The sequence below is a fragment of the Pseudomonas triticicola genome, assembly GCF_019145375.1.
Classification (GTDB): domain Bacteria; phylum Pseudomonadota; class Gammaproteobacteria; order Pseudomonadales; family Pseudomonadaceae; genus Aquipseudomonas; species Aquipseudomonas triticicola.
The window spans coordinates 3,958,347-3,972,716 of sequence record NZ_JAHSTX010000001.1; the positions used below are offsets into that span (position 1 = coordinate 3,958,347).

Genomic DNA, 14,370 nt, shown 5'->3' on the forward strand with positions numbered 1-14,370 from the left:
ATACGGGCAACACCTGCCAGCTGTACAAAAATCAACCAGACCTGCCAAGGCCATAGCCAGCGTGGCCTGTAGCCATGTGCACGCATGTTATCCACAGTCTGCTCCACAGTTTCCGGGGGCAAGTGCAAACGCGCAAAGCCGCGCCACACAAGGCTTTGCGGGCGAAATGGAAAGTTTTTTGCTTGACCGTGAGGCGGGGGATGTGCGGGACAGGGCATTTTGCACGACGGACGGTGCAACCGGGTGATTGCGCGAGGCCAGCAATTACGGCGCTCCGCGAGGTCTTTCCAGAGTTTAGTCACAGACTTATCCACAGGCTTTTACACACAACAGTACCCGACCTGGATGCGCTATAAAAAGGTTGACAATGGCGCCTCACGCCTGCTTGAAACTGACTGATCAAAAAACAATCACAAGCCTGGAGACCACGTATTACAAGGCCTGCAACCATATACACCCACGTTATTCACAGCCAGTTCCACAGTAACCGGGGACAAGTCAAAACTGTGGAAAAACAGCCATTTGCAGCGTCTATATGTCGCGCTTTGGCAGCTTGGGGAATTTGTTTTCCACAATTTTGCGAATTACATAATTTACCTGTGGGAGCGAGCCTGCTCGCGAATGCGGTGTATCAGTCAACTCATTCTCTGGATGTTCCATTCGCGAGCAGGCTCGCTCCCACAGGGGACTGCGGTGGATTCCAAAAAATGAAAAAGCCCCGGGACTCTCGCCGCCGGGGCTGTGCATGACAGCGGAAAAAATCAGTGCCCGCCCAGATAGGCGTTGCGCACTTCCTCATTCACCAACAGCTCTTTACCCGTACCGGTCAGACGGATTTCGCCGTTGACCATCACATAAGCCCGGTCCGACAGCTTCAACGCATGGTTGGCGTTCTGCTCGACGAGGAAAATCGTCATCCCGGTTTTCGCCAGCTCGCGTAGCGTGGCGAAAATCTGCTTCACCACGATCGGTGCCAGACCCAGGCTCGGCTCATCGAGCAGCAACAGCTTCGGCCGGCTCATCAGCGCACGGGCGATGGCGAGCATCTGCTGTTCGCCGCCAGACATGGTCATCGCCCGCTGATTGCGTCGCTCTTCAAGCCGTGGAAACAGCTCGAACATGCGCTGCATGTCCTCTTTGGCGTACTTGTCGCCAATCGGGATGGTGCCCATCAGCAGGTTTTCCTCGACGGTCATGTCCGGGAACACCCGGCGCCCTTCCGGCGACTGCGCAATGCCGTTGGAGGCGATGTAGTGCGAGGACTTCTGCGTGATATCGACGCCCTGATAGAGAATCTGCCCGCCCGCCGCTCGTGGCTGGCCGAAGATCGACATCAGCAGGGTCGACTTGCCGGCACCGTTGGAGCCGATCAGGCTGACGGTTTCGCCTTCGTTGATCTGCAGGGATACGCCTTTGAGCGCCTGGATCGGGCCGTAGAACACGTCCAGATTACGCAGTTCGAGGATCGGTTGACTCATACCAGCTCCTCTTCGTCGGCGCCCAGATAGGCCGCGATCACTTTCGGATCGTTGCGGATCGCTTCCGGCCCGCCTTCGGCGATGACGATGCCGTGGTCGAGAACCACGATGTGATCGGAAATGCTCATGACCATGCCCATGTCGTGTTCGATCAGCACCACGGTCAGATCGTGCTCGTCGCGCAGCAGCCGGATCATCGCGCTGAGCGCTTCGGTTTCCTGAGGGTTGAGGCCGGCGGCCGGTTCGTCGAGGCAGATGATTTGCGGGCGGGTGCACATGGCCCGAGCGATCTCCAGACGGCGTTGTTGGCCGTACGAGAGTTCACCGGCGAGACGGTTGGCGCAGTCGACCAGATCGACCACTTCGAGCCAGTAGAACGCGACATCCAGCGCATCGCTCTCGGCCTTGCGATAGCCCTTGGTATTGAGGATGCCGGCGAGCATGTTGCGGTTGACCCACATGTGCTGCGCCACCAGCAGGTTTTCCAGCACCGACATTTCCTTGAACAGGCGAATGTTCTGGAACGTACGGGCAAGACCTGCACGGTTCACCAGGTGAGTACCGCCGAACATCTTGTAGTACATGCGGCTGAGGAAGGATTTCGGCGAAACGAAATCGGTCGGTTTGAACGACTCGCCCAGCAACTGGATGACGTTGGTCTGCTGGCCGCGCACATTGAGTTCGATCTTGCCGCCCGTGGCCTTGTAGAAACCGGTCAGGCAGTTGAACACCGTGGTCTTGCCGGCGCCGTTGGGGCCGATCAGGGCAAAGATCGAATTGCGTTTGACCTTCAGGCTGACATCGCTCAAAGCCTTGATGCCACCGAAATGCATCATCAGTTTTTCAACAGAGAGTACGACTTCACTCATGGCGCAGTCCTCTCGTAGTGAATGGCACCTTTGCGTGGTTTGACCCCGGTGCGGCTGATGCGGATCAGCCCGCGTGGTCGCCAGATCATCATCAACACCATCAGGATGCCGAACAGCAGCACGCGGTATTCAGCGAAGCCACGCAGCAGTTCCGGAGCGACGGTGAGCACAAACGCGGCGATGACTACGCCAATGGTCGAGCCCATGCCGCCGAGCACGACGATGGCGAGGATCAGCGCCGACTCGAAGAAGGTGAACGAGGTCGGGTTGACGAAGCCTTGATAAGTGGCGAAGAACACCCCGGCCAGACCCGCCGTCGACGCACCGATGGTGAACGCCGAGAGTTTGACCAGTACGTGGTTCAGGCCCATCGAACGGCAGGCGATTTCATCTTCACGCAGGGCTTCCCAGGCGCGACCGACCGGCATCTTCACCAGCCGATGCTTGACGTACAGCACCGCCAGCACCACCAGGAACAGCACTGCGTAGATGAAGTAATACTTCACGTCGGGGTTGTAGGTCAGGCCGAAGAACTCATGGAACGGTACTCCGCCATCCTTCGCCCGCTTGCCGAACTCCAGGCCGAAGAACGTCGGCAGTGGCGCCGGCATGCCGTTCGGGCCGCCGGTCAGGGACAGCCAGTTGTTCAGCACCAGACGAATGATTTCGCCGAAGCCCAGGGTCACGATCGCCAGATAGTCACCGTGCAAACGCAACACCGGGAAACCGAGAATGCAGCCAGCCAGGCCTGCAGTGATCGCCGCCAGCGGCAGCACGGTCCAGAAACCCAGACCCAGATATTGATAACCCAATGCCAGACCGTAGGCACCGATGGCGTAGAACGCCACGTAACCAAGATCGAGCAGCCCGGCCAGACCGACCACAATGTTCAGCCCCAGCCCCAGCAGCACGTAGATCAAACCGAGGATGACCACGCCCAGCAGATAGGAGTTGGAGACAAACGGCACGATGATCGCCAGCACGATAATCAGCGGGATGATCCAGCGCAGCCGTGATTTGTAATCCGCCGGCAGCACGTGCACACCGGAACCGCTGCTCTCGAATCCGTCGAGGATCTTCAAGCCTTTGGGTGTTTGCAGGAACAGGCTGAGGGCAAAGCGACCGGCCATGACGATGGCAATGATCCACGCCACGCGGGTCGCTTCGAGGTTGAAGCTGTAGCCGTCGAGGACCACGCCGACAATCGGCCCGAACACGATCAGCGCAATCAGGCCGGCAAGAATCGCTTCGACCAGGCTTTTTTTGATATCGATGGATTTTTCAGTGGTTGCAGACATCGCTTACACCTTCGACACAAGAGGACGGCCCAACAGGCCCTGCGGCCGGAAGACCAGTACGAGGACGAGCAGCGAGAAACTGAACACGTCTTTGTAGTCGGAGTTGACCAGACCGGAGAACAGCGACTCGGAGATGCCGAGGATGATCCCGCCGAGCATCGCGCCGGGCAGTGAACCGATGCCGCCCAGAACCGCTGCGGTGAACGCCTTGATGCCGATGATGAAGCCGGCATAGAAGTCGAACGTGCCGTAGTTCATGGTGATCAGCACACCGGCCAGTGCCGCCATGGCTGCACCGATGATGAACACATAGGAAATCACCCGGTCGGTGTTGATCCCCAGGATCGAGGCCATCTTGCGGTCTTGCTGGGTCGCACGGCACATGCGGCCGAGCTTGGTGTATTTGATGACGTAGGTCAGCAGCCCCATGCCGACGAATGCGGCGATCAGGATGAAGACTTTGGTGTAGGTCAGTTGTACGAAGCCGGTGCCGACTTCAACACGCCAGGCACCGGTCAGCAGCGTAGGCACGCCCTGTTGTTTGGCGCCCTGAGCGATCTGTGCGTAGTTCTGCAAAATCAGCGAAATACCGATAGCGCTGATCAGCGGCGCCAGGCGGGTCGAGTTACGCAGGGGTTTGTAGGCAACACGCTCGATGACCCAGCCATACACCGCCGTGACGACGATGGTGAAGATCAGCGTGCCGAGCATCAGCAGCGGGAAGGATTCGATACCGAAGTAAGCCAGCAGAGCCAGACTGATTGCCGCCAGGTAAGCGGAAATCATGTAAACCTCGCCGTGGGCGAAGTTGATCATGCCGATGATGCCGTAGACCATTGTGTAGCCGATGGCGATCAGGCCATAGACCGACCCGAGGGTCAGGCCATTGACCAGTTGCTGCAGGAAAATACCATCCATAACGCAATCTCACGCAGTGAGAACCTGCGCGCCCATGACGCGCGGTTCTTCTAGGAAAAATACAGATGTACGTCGGAGCAATGTCGGAGCGTGATCAGCCCGATCGCCACTGATCCCTCTGTGGGAGCGAGCCTGCTCGCGAAAGCGGTTGAACATTCAACGCAGAGGTTGTTTGTCAGTGCGTCTTCGCGAGCAGGCTCGCTCCCACAGGGGATCGGTAGTGATCAGATGATCGCTTCAGCCCTTACTTCTGCTTTTCCAGCTGGTGGTATTTGCCGTCCTTGTCCCACTGGTAAACCACGTAGTCGGAGACTTTCAGGTCGCCTTTGGCGTCCCAGGTCTTCTCGCCCATCACGGTTTTCACCGGGTTGGCTTTCAGCCACTTGGCAGCGGCTTCGCCGTCGTTTTTCTTCGCGCCATTGAACGCTGCCGCCAGGGTCTGAACCGAGGCGTAGGCGTACAGGGTGTAGCCTTCAGGCTCAGTGCCGGCCTTGCGGAACGCGTCCACTACGGTCTTGCTTTCCGGCAACAGGCGCGGGTCGGCGCCGAAAGTCATCAGCACGCCATCGGTGAATTGCGGGCCGCCAGCGGTGGTCACCAGTTCGTCGGTCACGATGCCGTCGTCGGACATGAACTTGACGTCTTTCAGACCTTGTTCACGCAGCTGGCGAACCAGTGGACCGGCTTCCGGGTGCAGGCCGCCGAAGTAGACGACATCGGCACCGGCGCCACGGATCTTGGTGACGATGGTGCTGAAGTCTTTCTCGCCACGGGTCAGGCCTTCGTACAGCACAGGCTTGACGCCGCGTTTTTCCAACTGAGCCTTGGTGGCGTCCGCCAGGCCTTGGCCGTAGGTGTCCTTGTCGTGCAGCACGACGACTTTCTTGCCCTTGAGCATGTCGACGATGTAGTCGCCGGCAACGATGCCTTGCTGGTCGTCACGTCCGCACATACGGAACATGGCGCTGAGGCCACGCTCGGTAACTTGCGGGTTGGTCGAGCCCGGGGTGATCGCGATGATCCCGGCTTCGTCGTAGATTTCCGACGCTGGAATGGTCGACGAGGAGCAGAAGTGCCCGACCACGCCGGCGACTTTCTGATTGGTGAGGTCCTTGGCGACCGTCACCGCCTGCTTCGGTTCGCAGGCGTCATCGCCTTTGACCAGGACGATTTTTTCCCCATTGACGCCGCCCGCCGCGTTGACCGCATCGGCCGCCGCCTGTGCACCCTTCATGTACTGCTCGCCGAATGCCGCGTTGGCACCGGTCATCGGACCCGCTACACCGATCTTGATATCAGCTTGAGCAAACGCAGAAACACCCAGCGCAGTAGCGACTGCGAGGGCCAGAAAGCCTTTCTTGTAAAACGTCTGGGACATGAGGTGGTGCTCCAAGGTTTTTTTTAGTTGGCACTGCGACTTCACTTCACTCAAAGCTCAGAGCAAGGCCCGTGCCATCGGTTTTTTATTCTTCAAAAAGTCGCTGCGTTGTTGTTATTTCGACTGTTTCGGTCCCATTTTCATTGGGCGTGCAACCGTCTAAACCGCGGAAGGTGAAACCATTTGTTTTTTCAGGCGCAACCCGCACGCGCCATCATTGCAACCGCAGCGGCAAACGACGTGCAACCAGCCTGTAACAGCCCGCGTCACCGAACTGCACACTGCTGGTGCGGGACTGCTACAACCCGCACCATTACAGGCTAGTCGCTGGATGCAAAAGCGCCGCTTGCGGCAACAAATTTCAACACTCAAATGACGATGCGCAGGCACTGGCCCGCGTGATACAGGGAAAACCCGGCCTCGTACAGGCAACTGCGCAAGCCCACTCCGGCCAGGGGCTGCATCGGTGCGAAGGGAATCGGCAGTGCCTGCGGATTGCCATTGCACAGGTAATCGGCGAAGGCTTTGCCGACCACCGTGCCGGTGGTGACGCCTCGACCGTTATAACCGGTGACGGCCACCAGCCCCGGCGCCGGTTCGAACAGGCGCATCAGATGATCAGGAGTGAACGCAATGCGCCCGGTCCAGGTGCATTCCCACTCGACCGGCTTCAGATTGGGGAAGTAATGCTGCTGCACCCGATCAGCCCAGGCTTTGAGAAACCAGGTCGGTTTCTGGTTGCCATTGCCGAGGCTGCCGAGCAACAGGCGCCCGTCCTTGTCGCGACGGATGCTGCTCAATACCTGACGGGTGTCCCACGAGCCCTGCCCGCCGGGAAGAATTTCCTGCGCGGCGTCTTCGCTGAGCGGCACCGAGGCGACCTGGTAGTAATAACCGGGAAAGAAATTGCGCTTGAGTTCGGTCCAGTCGCCTTCGGTGTAGGCGTTGGAGGCGATCACCACTTGTTCGGCGAGTACCGAACCCTGGGCGGTCTGTACCGACCACTTCGGCCCGACGCGCTCGAGGCGAGTCACCGGCGAATGATCGAACATTTGCCCGCCGAGCCCGCGCACCGCATTGGCCAGGCCGGTGACATAGGCCATCGGATTGAGTGTGCCGGCGCGGCGATCAAGCAACGCGGCGGCGATTTTCTGCGTGCCGGTGGCTTGCTCGCAGGCCTTGCCGGTCAGCAGTTCGACCGGCGCGCCACGACGTTTCCACTGCTGCTCGCGACTGCGCAGATCCGCCTCGCCCTTGGCGTTATGCGCCATGTGCAAAGTGCCTTCGCGGCGCAATTGGCAATCGATGGCGTATTTATCCACAAGGCTGAACACCAGCGCCGGCGCCGCACCGAGCATGCGGTTGAGCTGACTGCCGACCGCCTCGCCGAACCCGGCTTCGATCTCGTCCGGAGGAATCCACATGCCGGCGTTGACCAGCCCGACGTTGCGTCCGGAGCCACCATGCCCTGCACGATGCGCTTCCAGCACGCAGACGCTTTTGCCTTTTTCCAACAGATGCAGCGCCGCCGACAACCCGGTGAACCCGGCGCCGATCACGCAGACATCGACCTTGACCTCGCCCCTGAGCGCGGCGTTATCCGGGCGTTGTGGCGTGAGCGTTTCCCACAGACATTCTTCGCGTAACGGCATTGCCAAGCTCCTGTCGGAGCAGCCGCAAGCCACAAGCTACAAGCTGCAAGCCGGTCTGCTTGACGCTTGTAGCTTGAAGCTTGTAGCTGCTTAATCGAATGTAATGCCCTGCGCCAACGGCAATTCCAGCGAGTAGTTGACGGTGTTGGTCTGCCGGCGCATGTACGCGCGCCAGGCATCGGAGCCGGACTCACGGCCGCCGCCGGTTTCTTTCTCGCCACCAAATGCACCGCCGATTTCCGCGCCGCTCGGGCCGATGTTGACGTTGGCGATGCCGCAGTCGCTGCCGACCGCCGACATGAAGCGCTCGGCCTCGCGCACATCGGTGGTGAAGATGCACGATGACAAGCCTTGCGGCACGGCGTTGTTCAGGCGCAGCGCTTCCTCGAAATCGCTGTAGCCGACCACGTAGAGAATCGGCGCGAAGGTTTCGCTGCAGACCACGTCGCTCTGCTCGGGCATTTCCACGATGGCCGGCGACACGTAGTAGGCGTTGGGGAATTGCTCTTCCAGTTGACGCTTGCCACCGAACACCCGGCCGCCTTCGCTCAGTGCCTGTTCCAGCGCATCCTGCATGTTTTCGAAGCTGTGCTTGTCGATCAGCGGGCCGACCAGATTGCCTTGCAGTGGGTGGCCGATGCGTACTTTCGAATAGGCAGCCTTGAGGCGGGTGACGATTTCTTCCTTGACCGACTCATGGGCAATCAGACGGCGCAGGGTGGTGCAGCGTTGCCCGGCGGTGCCGACGGCGCTGAACAGAATCGCGCGCACCGCCATGTCCAGATCGGCGCTCGGGCCAAGGATCATCGCGTTGTTGCCACCCAGTTCAAGAATGCTGCGGGCGAAACGCGCGGCGACTTTCGGCGCCACTTCGCGGCCCATGCGCGTGCTGCCGGTGGCGCTGATCAGCGCGACACGCGGATCATCGACCAGCGCTTCGCCGGCATCGCGGCCGCCGATCACAACCTGGCACAGGCTCGCCGGGGCATCGCTGAAATTCTTCACTACGCGATCAAACAGCGCCTGACAGGCCAGCGCGGTCAGCGGGGTTTTCTCTGATGGCTTCCACACCACCGGGTTGCCGCAGACCAGCGCCAGGGTGGTGTTCCACGCCCACACTGCGACCGGGAAGTTGAACGCGCTGATGACGCCGACCACGCCAAGCGGATGCCAGGTTTCGCGCATGTGGTGGCCCGGGCGCTCGGAGGCGATGGTCAGACCGTACAGCTGGCGCGACAGGCCAACGGCGAAGTCGCAGATGTCGATCATCTCCTGCACTTCACCCAAACCTTCCTGCGTGATTTTGCCAGCCTCCCACGACACCAGCTCGCCGAGGTCGGCCTTGTACTCGCGCAACACTTCGCCGAACTGGCGCACCAGCTCACCGCGACGCGGCGCCGGCACCCTGCGCCAGTGCTCGAATGCATGATCTGCGCGACTGATGTGCTGCTCGACTTCGGCAGCGCCTTCCCAGTTCACCGAGGCAATTTCGCTGCCGTCGATGGGTGAATGCACCGGCACTTTGCCGTTCTGGTACAGGGCCGGGTTGACTCCCAGACGATCAAGCAATGCGGCTACCATCGGTCTCTCCTCAAGCAAAAACAGAATGTGTGCGGCCATCTTTCGCATGGCCGGGCAGGCCTTTAGTTGTAGCCTCACTGCGGCGATGCAACAAACGACCTTTACGCCAGATATCATTCCGTTTATTCATGCTGCCTGGCGAAAGACAAGAAAAAGGACTGGCCATGCTGAACAAACGCCACTTGCCCTCGATCACCGCGCTGCAATGCTTCGAGGCCGTGACCCGGCACCTGAGTTTTACCCGCGCCGCTGAAGAGCTGAACCTGACCCAGAGTGCGGTGAGCAAACAGGTCGCACAGCTTGAAGAGCTGTTGCAGCACTTGCTGTTCCGCCGCGTGCGTCGGCGTTTGCAGATGACACCGGCCGGGGATTTGTATCTGGTCGAAGTCAGAAAAATCCTCAGCCAAGTGGAGATGTCGACGCATTACCTGCGTTCCTACGGCGGCGAAACCGAAGTATTGCGTGTCTCCACTCCGTCAACCTTCGGCGCCCGTTGGCTGGTGCCGCGCCTGAAAGGCTGGCGCCTGCGCCATCCGTCGATTCATCTGGACCTGTGCAACGAGCAGGAAGCCGATGATCTGTTACAGGGGCGCAGCGATCTGGCCTTCTATTTCGGCCAGGCTTCGCGGCCGGGCACCGAATGCCTGAAATTGTTCGGCGAAGAACTGGTACCGGTGTGCGCCCCGGGCAGCCTGCCGGACGCGCCATTCACTGACCCGACGCAACTCACCGACCTGGTGCTGCTGCAAAATGCCTCGCGACCGCAGGCCTGGCACGACTGGTTCGACAGTCAGGGCTACCACACCGAACACAGCTACCACGGGCCGCGTTTCGAAACCTTTTACATGTGCATCCGCGCCGCCCAGGTCGGTTGTGGCGTGGCGCTGCTGCCGCGGTTTCTGGTGGAAGAGGAATTGGCCGAAGGCAAACTGGTCATACCCTGGCAGCATGCGATGCCCAGCAGCGATGCCTATTACCTGGCCTACCCGGAGCACGCGGCGGAAGTGCCGAAGGTGCGGGATTTTGTGAAATGGATGCTGGAGCAGATCGATAGTCCGGTGTGAGGTCAACCGGGATCCCTGTGGGAGCGAGCCTGCTCGCGAAAGCGTCGGGTCAGCCACATCATCTTTAACTGACACACCGCATTCGCGAGCAGGCTCGCTCCCACAGTGGATCTGCGGCGCTCTGAAAAAATGCTGGCAATCCCCACCGCCGATATGCGCCACTAGCGCCATCGATATAGACCGCGCCAGGCGCGGCGCAACTGGAGACCCGTTTATGAGCGAGAGTGTGTTTGCCGATCGCATCGTGCAGAACCTGCTCGACACCGACTTCTACAAGCTGACGATGATGCAGGCGGTGCTGCACAACTACCCCAACGTCGAAGTCGAATGGGAGTTCCGTTGCCGCAATGCCGAGGATCTGCGCCCGTATCTGGCCGAAATCCGCCATCAGATCGAGCGTCTGGCCGAGCTGAGCCTGAGTGCCGATCAGTTGAGTTTTCTCGAGCGCATCAGCTTTCTGAAACCGGATTTTCTGCGCTTCCTTGGCCTGTTCCGCTTCAACCTGCGTTACCTGCATACCGGCATTGAGAACGGCGAGTTGTTCATCCGCCTGCGTGGGCCGTGGCTGCATGTCATCCTTTACGAAGTGCCGCTGCTGGCGATCGTCAGCGAAGTGCGCAATCGCTATCGCTACCGGGAGACGTCGCTGGAGCAGGCACGCGAACAGCTGTATCGCAAGTTCGACTGGCTGACCGCCAATGCCTCGGCCGATGAGCTGTCGCAATTGCAGGTTGCCGATTTCGGCACGCGCCGGCGCTTTTCCTTTGGGGTCCAGGCCGAAGTGGTCAACGTCCTCAAGCATGACTTCCCCGGGCGTTTCGTCGGTACCAGCAACGTACATCTGTCCCGCGAGCTGGACATGAAACCGCTGGGCACCATGGCCCACGAGTGGATCATGGCCCATCAGCAACTCGGCCCGCGCCTGATCGACAGCCAGATCGCCGCGCTCGACTGCTGGGTTCGCGAGTACCGTGGCCTGCTCGGCATTGCCCTCACCGACTGCATCACTACCGATGCGTTTCTTGGCGATTTCGATCTGTTCTTCGCCAAGCTCTTCGACGGTCTGCGCCATGACTCCGGGGACCCGGTGGCGTGGGGCGAAAAGTGCATCGCGCACTACCACAAGCTCGGCATCGACCCGATGAGCAAGACCCTTGTGTTCTCCGACAGTCTGACCCTGCCGAAATCGTTGGAGATTTTCCGCGCGCTGCACGGTCGCATCAATGTGAGCTTCGGCATCGGTACCAACCTCACCTGCGATATCCCGGGTGTCGAACCGATGAGCATCGTGCTTAAAATGACCGCCTGCAACGGCCAGCCGGTGGCGAAGATCTCCGACGAGCCTGGCAAGACCCACTGCAAAGATCCGAATTTCGTCGCCTATTTGCGACATGTTTTTCAGGTTCCTGCCGAATCCAGTCTATCTAGCAAGGAGTGAATTCATGCAAGCCGTACAGCGTGAGATTGCTGAGCAGCTCAAGGTGCAACCACCGTTCGCCGACGACCAGGCCCTGCAGGCCGAAGTCGCCCGGCGCCTGACGTTCATCCAGGATTGTCTGGTCAATTCCGGGCTCAAGACTCTGGTGCTGGGCATCAGCGGCGGCGTCGACTCACTGACCGCCGGCCTCCTGGCCCAGCGCGCGATACGTGAACTGCGCGAAAAAACCGGCGACGACCGCTACAAATTCATCGCCGTGCGCCTGCCCTACGAAACCCAGTTCGACGAGCACGACGCCAAGGCCTCGCTCGACTGCATCGCCCCTGACGAAATCCACACCGTGAACATCGGCCCGGCGGTCAAGGCGCTGGCAGCTCAGGTGTCGGCGTTCGAAGGCAAACCGGCGGCGTCGGTCGACTTCGTGCTGGGCAATACCAAGGCGCGCATGCGCATGGTGGCGCAGTACACGATTGCCGGGGCGGCGGGCGGTCTGGTGATTGGCACCGACCACGCGGCGGAAGCGGTGATGGGTTTCTTCACCAAGTTCGGCGATGGCGCCTGCGACCTCGCCCCGCTCAGCGGCCTGGTGAAAAATCAAGTGCGTGCGATTGCCCGCACTTTTGGCGCGCCGGAAACGTTGGTCGAGAAAGTGCCGACGGCAGACCTGGAAGACTTGTCACCGGGCAAACCGGACGAAGCGGCGCACGGCGTGACCTATGCCGAGATCGATGCGTTTCTGCACGGTGAAACGGTGCGGGACGAGGCGGCGAAGATCATTGTCGATACGTACAACAAGACTCATCACAAGCGGGTCATGCCGTTTGCGCCTTGATTTTTCAAAGGCATGAAAAAGCCCGCTGAGGATTGATCCTCCGCGGGCTTTTTCTTTGGCCATCAGTCTTTCGGTGAAGCGGATGGCCTCTTCGCGAGCAGGCTCGCTCCCACATTGGCCCTGATTACTTGACGACGATGGTGCCTTTCATCATCGAGATGTGGCCAGGGAACGAGCAGAAGAAGCCGTAGCCACCGTCAGCCACCTTGGCCACATCGAAGGTCACCGAGTCGGTTTCCTTGGCGCCGATGATCTTGGTGTGGGCGATGATACGGGCGTCGCCGTCCTTCAGGTAATTCTTGTCGATACCGGCCGCCAGGCCGTCGGTAGCGATCGGCTGCATGTCAGCTTCTTTGCTGATCACCAGGTTATGGCCCATGACGGTCTTCGGCAGGCTGCCGGAGTGGGTCAGTTCGACGGTGAAGGTTTTGCAGCTCTTGTCGATCACGATTTCCTTGGTGTTAAAGGACATCTGATCGGTGGAATCAACGGTGGTTTTGCACTCGGCAGCCATCAATTGGCTGCTGGCCAGCGCCAGCAGGGATACCGCAACAACTTTGGAAAACATGGTGAATCTCCAAGGCAGGGTTAACAAAAACACTAGTGGTGGAAAGACTGCCTGAAATCATCGCAAGTTCATATGACTTGAGTCAAAAATTGTATACAACTTTCAGGCTATGACACTCATCGACACAATCTAACGGCCATTTCGTTGGGCCAGGCCTATGATCGGCCCACCTACTGAAACGGAGTGCCAGTCATGTTCTTTAACGGCCTGTTGTGCAGCTTGCTCGCCGCCTACGCTTGTGGCGCCAGCGGTACTTTCGAATCACCCGAACGCGAAGTCTAGTCCTTGGAGCGCAGCGTGCCAGCCGTTACCCTGTGCGACTGATCGACTCAGGAGTAATGCATGTCGCTGACATCCGTTTGTGTGTTTTGCGGTGCCAACGCCGGTACCGTGCCGGCTTACACCGAAGCTGCCGTGGCCCTCGGCCGGGCATTGGCCGAGCGTAATCTGACGCTGGTCTACGGCGGTGGTGCCGTCGGTTTGATGGGCATTGTCGCTGATGCCGCGCTCGCCGCTGGCGGCGAAGTGATCGGCATCATTCCGCAAAGCCTGATGGACAAGGAGATCGGCCACAAGAGCCTGACGCGCCTGGAAGTGGTCGACGGCATGCATGCGCGCAAGGCGCGGATGGCTGAGCTGAGCGATGCGTTCATCGCCCTGCCCGGCGGCCTCGGCACGCTGGAAGAGCTGTTCGAAGTCTGGACCTGGGGCCAGCTCGGCTACCACGGCAAGCCTTTGGGGCTGCTGGAAGTGAACGGTTTCTACAGCAAGCTCACGGCTTTTCTCGATCATATCGTCGGCGAAGGCTTCGTTCGCGCGCCACACCGTGACATGCTGCAAGTGAGCGAATCGCCAGATTCCCTGCTCGACGCCCTCGATCAGTGGCAGCCGACCGTCACGCCCAAGTGGGTCGACCAAAAACCCGGTTAACCCCCGGACACCGATACAGGGCAGAATACGCGCCGCTCAACCTCACCTTCGACCCCAGAGGATCGCCCATGGCCAAACCCAATTACTCCTTCGCCAAACGTCAACGAGACCTGGCAAAGGAACAGAAGAAAGAGGAAAAGCTTCAGCGCAAGAAGCAAACCGCTGAAGAAGCGGCACTGAACCCTGACGGTGAAGTGGCGACCGATGATGATGTTGATGCATCCGATGCACCGAAAGATCAGGCGCCCGACGCCTGAGCCCCACCGGGTTTGATGATCGAATCAGACCCTGCGGATTTGTGACGGGGCTGGCAGTTCTGCTGCCGGCCCTCACAGCCCTGCTTTCCCTGAAACACCAAAATCCC

Annotated in this window: 13 protein-coding genes; 5 read left to right on the forward strand and 8 right to left on the reverse strand. The window is 59.8% G+C overall.

Annotated elements, in window-relative coordinates:
- Window positions 1-761 precede the first annotated feature (761 nt).
- The 7 genes from KVG85_RS17560 to amaB form a co-directional block, all read right to left on the reverse strand.
- Window positions 762-1,478 carry an ABC transporter ATP-binding protein gene (locus KVG85_RS17560; protein ID WP_016771915.1) on the reverse strand — a complete coding sequence of 239 codons (717 nt, stop codon included), beginning with the start codon at window positions 1,476-1,478 and terminating at the stop codon, window positions 762-764.
- Window positions 1,475-2,347 carry an ABC transporter ATP-binding protein gene (locus KVG85_RS17565; RefSeq protein ID WP_016771916.1) on the reverse strand — a complete coding sequence of 291 codons (873 nt, stop codon included), beginning with the start codon at window positions 2,345-2,347 and terminating at the stop codon, window positions 1,475-1,477. The genes KVG85_RS17560 and KVG85_RS17565 overlap by 4 nt, the downstream gene beginning before the upstream one ends.
- Window positions 2,344-3,645 (reverse strand): high-affinity branched-chain amino acid ABC transporter permease LivM, encoded by a 1,302-nt coding sequence (gene livM, locus KVG85_RS17570; RefSeq protein WP_016771917.1) that lies wholly within the window; start codon window positions 3,643-3,645, stop codon window positions 2,344-2,346. Before livM ends, KVG85_RS17565 begins: the two co-directional genes overlap by 4 nt.
- A gap of 3 nt (window positions 3,646-3,648) precedes the next feature.
- The gene (locus KVG85_RS17575) at window positions 3,649-4,563 is read right to left on the reverse strand and encodes an ABC transporter permease subunit (protein ID WP_016771918.1); all 915 of its coding nucleotides are present in this window, start codon (window positions 4,561-4,563) and stop codon (window positions 3,649-3,651) included.
- A gap of 244 nt (window positions 4,564-4,807) precedes the next feature.
- Complete coding sequence (locus KVG85_RS17580) at window positions 4,808-5,941, reverse strand: ABC transporter substrate-binding protein (RefSeq protein ID WP_041480713.1); 1,134 nt, start codon at window positions 5,939-5,941, stop codon at window positions 4,808-4,810.
- Between the two features lie 368 nt (window positions 5,942-6,309).
- Window positions 6,310-7,593, reverse strand: a complete 1,284-nt coding sequence (gene amaA / locus KVG85_RS17585) for an L-pipecolate oxidase (RefSeq protein WP_217864496.1) — start codon at window positions 7,591-7,593, stop codon at window positions 6,310-6,312.
- Window positions 7,594-7,683: 90 nt separating this feature from the next.
- Window positions 7,684-9,174, reverse strand: a complete 1,491-nt coding sequence (amaB, locus tag KVG85_RS17590) for an L-piperidine-6-carboxylate dehydrogenase (protein ID WP_217864497.1) — start codon at window positions 9,172-9,174, stop codon at window positions 7,684-7,686.
- 164 nt (window positions 9,175-9,338) lie between these two features.
- Here amaB and KVG85_RS17595 point away from each other — a divergent pair, with 164 nt between their 5' ends.
- From KVG85_RS17595 to nadE, 3 genes are all read left to right on the forward strand, one after another.
- Window positions 9,339-10,238: a LysR family transcriptional regulator gene (locus tag KVG85_RS17595; protein ID WP_129998172.1), complete on the forward strand. Its 900-nt coding sequence runs from the start codon at window positions 9,339-9,341 to the stop codon at window positions 10,236-10,238.
- A 214-nt stretch (window positions 10,239-10,452) separates the two neighbouring features.
- Window positions 10,453-11,676: a nicotinate phosphoribosyltransferase gene (pncB, locus tag KVG85_RS17600; protein WP_024011382.1), complete on the forward strand. Its 1,224-nt coding sequence runs from the start codon at window positions 10,453-10,455 to the stop codon at window positions 11,674-11,676.
- A 4-nt stretch (window positions 11,677-11,680) separates the two neighbouring features.
- A complete protein-coding gene (gene nadE / locus KVG85_RS17605) occupies window positions 11,681-12,508 on the forward strand; it encodes an NAD(+) synthase (protein ID WP_217864498.1) in 828 nt (275 codons plus the stop codon).
- A gap of 124 nt (window positions 12,509-12,632) precedes the next feature.
- Here the strand turns inward: nadE and azu are convergent, their stop codons facing one another.
- Window positions 12,633-13,076: an azurin gene (gene azu / locus KVG85_RS17610; RefSeq protein ID WP_024011380.1), complete on the reverse strand. Its 444-nt coding sequence runs from the start codon at window positions 13,074-13,076 to the stop codon at window positions 12,633-12,635.
- Between the two features lie 342 nt (window positions 13,077-13,418).
- Here azu and KVG85_RS17615 point away from each other — a divergent pair, with 342 nt between their 5' ends.
- Together KVG85_RS17615 and KVG85_RS17620 are read left to right on the forward strand one after the other, a co-directional pair.
- Window positions 13,419-14,006 carry a cytokinin riboside 5'-monophosphate phosphoribohydrolase gene (locus KVG85_RS17615; protein ID WP_217864499.1) on the forward strand — a complete coding sequence of 196 codons (588 nt, stop codon included), beginning with the start codon at window positions 13,419-13,421 and terminating at the stop codon, window positions 14,004-14,006.
- Between the two features lie 68 nt (window positions 14,007-14,074).
- Complete coding sequence (locus KVG85_RS17620; protein ID WP_039756918.1) at window positions 14,075-14,263, forward strand: hypothetical protein; 189 nt, start codon at window positions 14,075-14,077, stop codon at window positions 14,261-14,263.
- Window positions 14,264-14,370 lie beyond the last annotated feature (107 nt).

What these genes read in the sequence shown, in the direction of transcription:
- KVG85_RS17565 (WP_016771916.1), bottom strand. Translation starts at nt 2,347, where the DNA reads ATGAGTGAAGTCGTACTCTCTGTTGAAAAACTGATGATGCATTTCGGT.
- KVG85_RS17620 (WP_039756918.1), top strand. Translation starts at nt 14,075, where the DNA reads ATGGCCAAACCCAATTACTCCTTCGCCAAACGTCAACGAGACCTGGCA.
- KVG85_RS17595 (WP_129998172.1), top strand. Translation starts at nt 9,339, where the DNA reads ATGCTGAACAAACGCCACTTGCCCTCGATCACCGCGCTGCAATGCTTC.
- KVG85_RS17580 (WP_041480713.1), bottom strand. Translation starts at nt 5,941, where the DNA reads ATGTCCCAGACGTTTTACAAGAAAGGCTTTCTGGCCCTCGCAGTCGCT.
- amaB (WP_217864497.1), bottom strand. Translation starts at nt 9,174, where the DNA reads ATGGTAGCCGCATTGCTTGATCGTCTGGGAGTCAACCCGGCCCTGTAC.
- KVG85_RS17575 (WP_016771918.1), bottom strand. Translation starts at nt 4,563, where the DNA reads ATGGATGGTATTTTCCTGCAGCAACTGGTCAATGGCCTGACCCTCGGG.
- nadE (WP_217864498.1), top strand. Translation starts at nt 11,681, where the DNA reads ATGCAAGCCGTACAGCGTGAGATTGCTGAGCAGCTCAAGGTGCAACCA.
- KVG85_RS17560 (WP_016771915.1), bottom strand. Translation starts at nt 1,478, where the DNA reads ATGAGTCAACCGATCCTCGAACTGCGTAATCTGGACGTGTTCTACGGC.
- pncB (WP_024011382.1), top strand. Translation starts at nt 10,453, where the DNA reads ATGAGCGAGAGTGTGTTTGCCGATCGCATCGTGCAGAACCTGCTCGAC.
- azu (WP_024011380.1), bottom strand. Translation starts at nt 13,076, where the DNA reads ATGTTTTCCAAAGTTGTTGCGGTATCCCTGCTGGCGCTGGCCAGCAGC.
- amaA (WP_217864496.1), bottom strand. Translation starts at nt 7,593, where the DNA reads ATGCCGTTACGCGAAGAATGTCTGTGGGAAACGCTCACGCCACAACGC.
- livM (WP_016771917.1), bottom strand. Translation starts at nt 3,645, where the DNA reads ATGTCTGCAACCACTGAAAAATCCATCGATATCAAAAAAAGCCTGGTC.
- KVG85_RS17615 (WP_217864499.1), top strand. Translation starts at nt 13,419, where the DNA reads ATGTCGCTGACATCCGTTTGTGTGTTTTGCGGTGCCAACGCCGGTACC.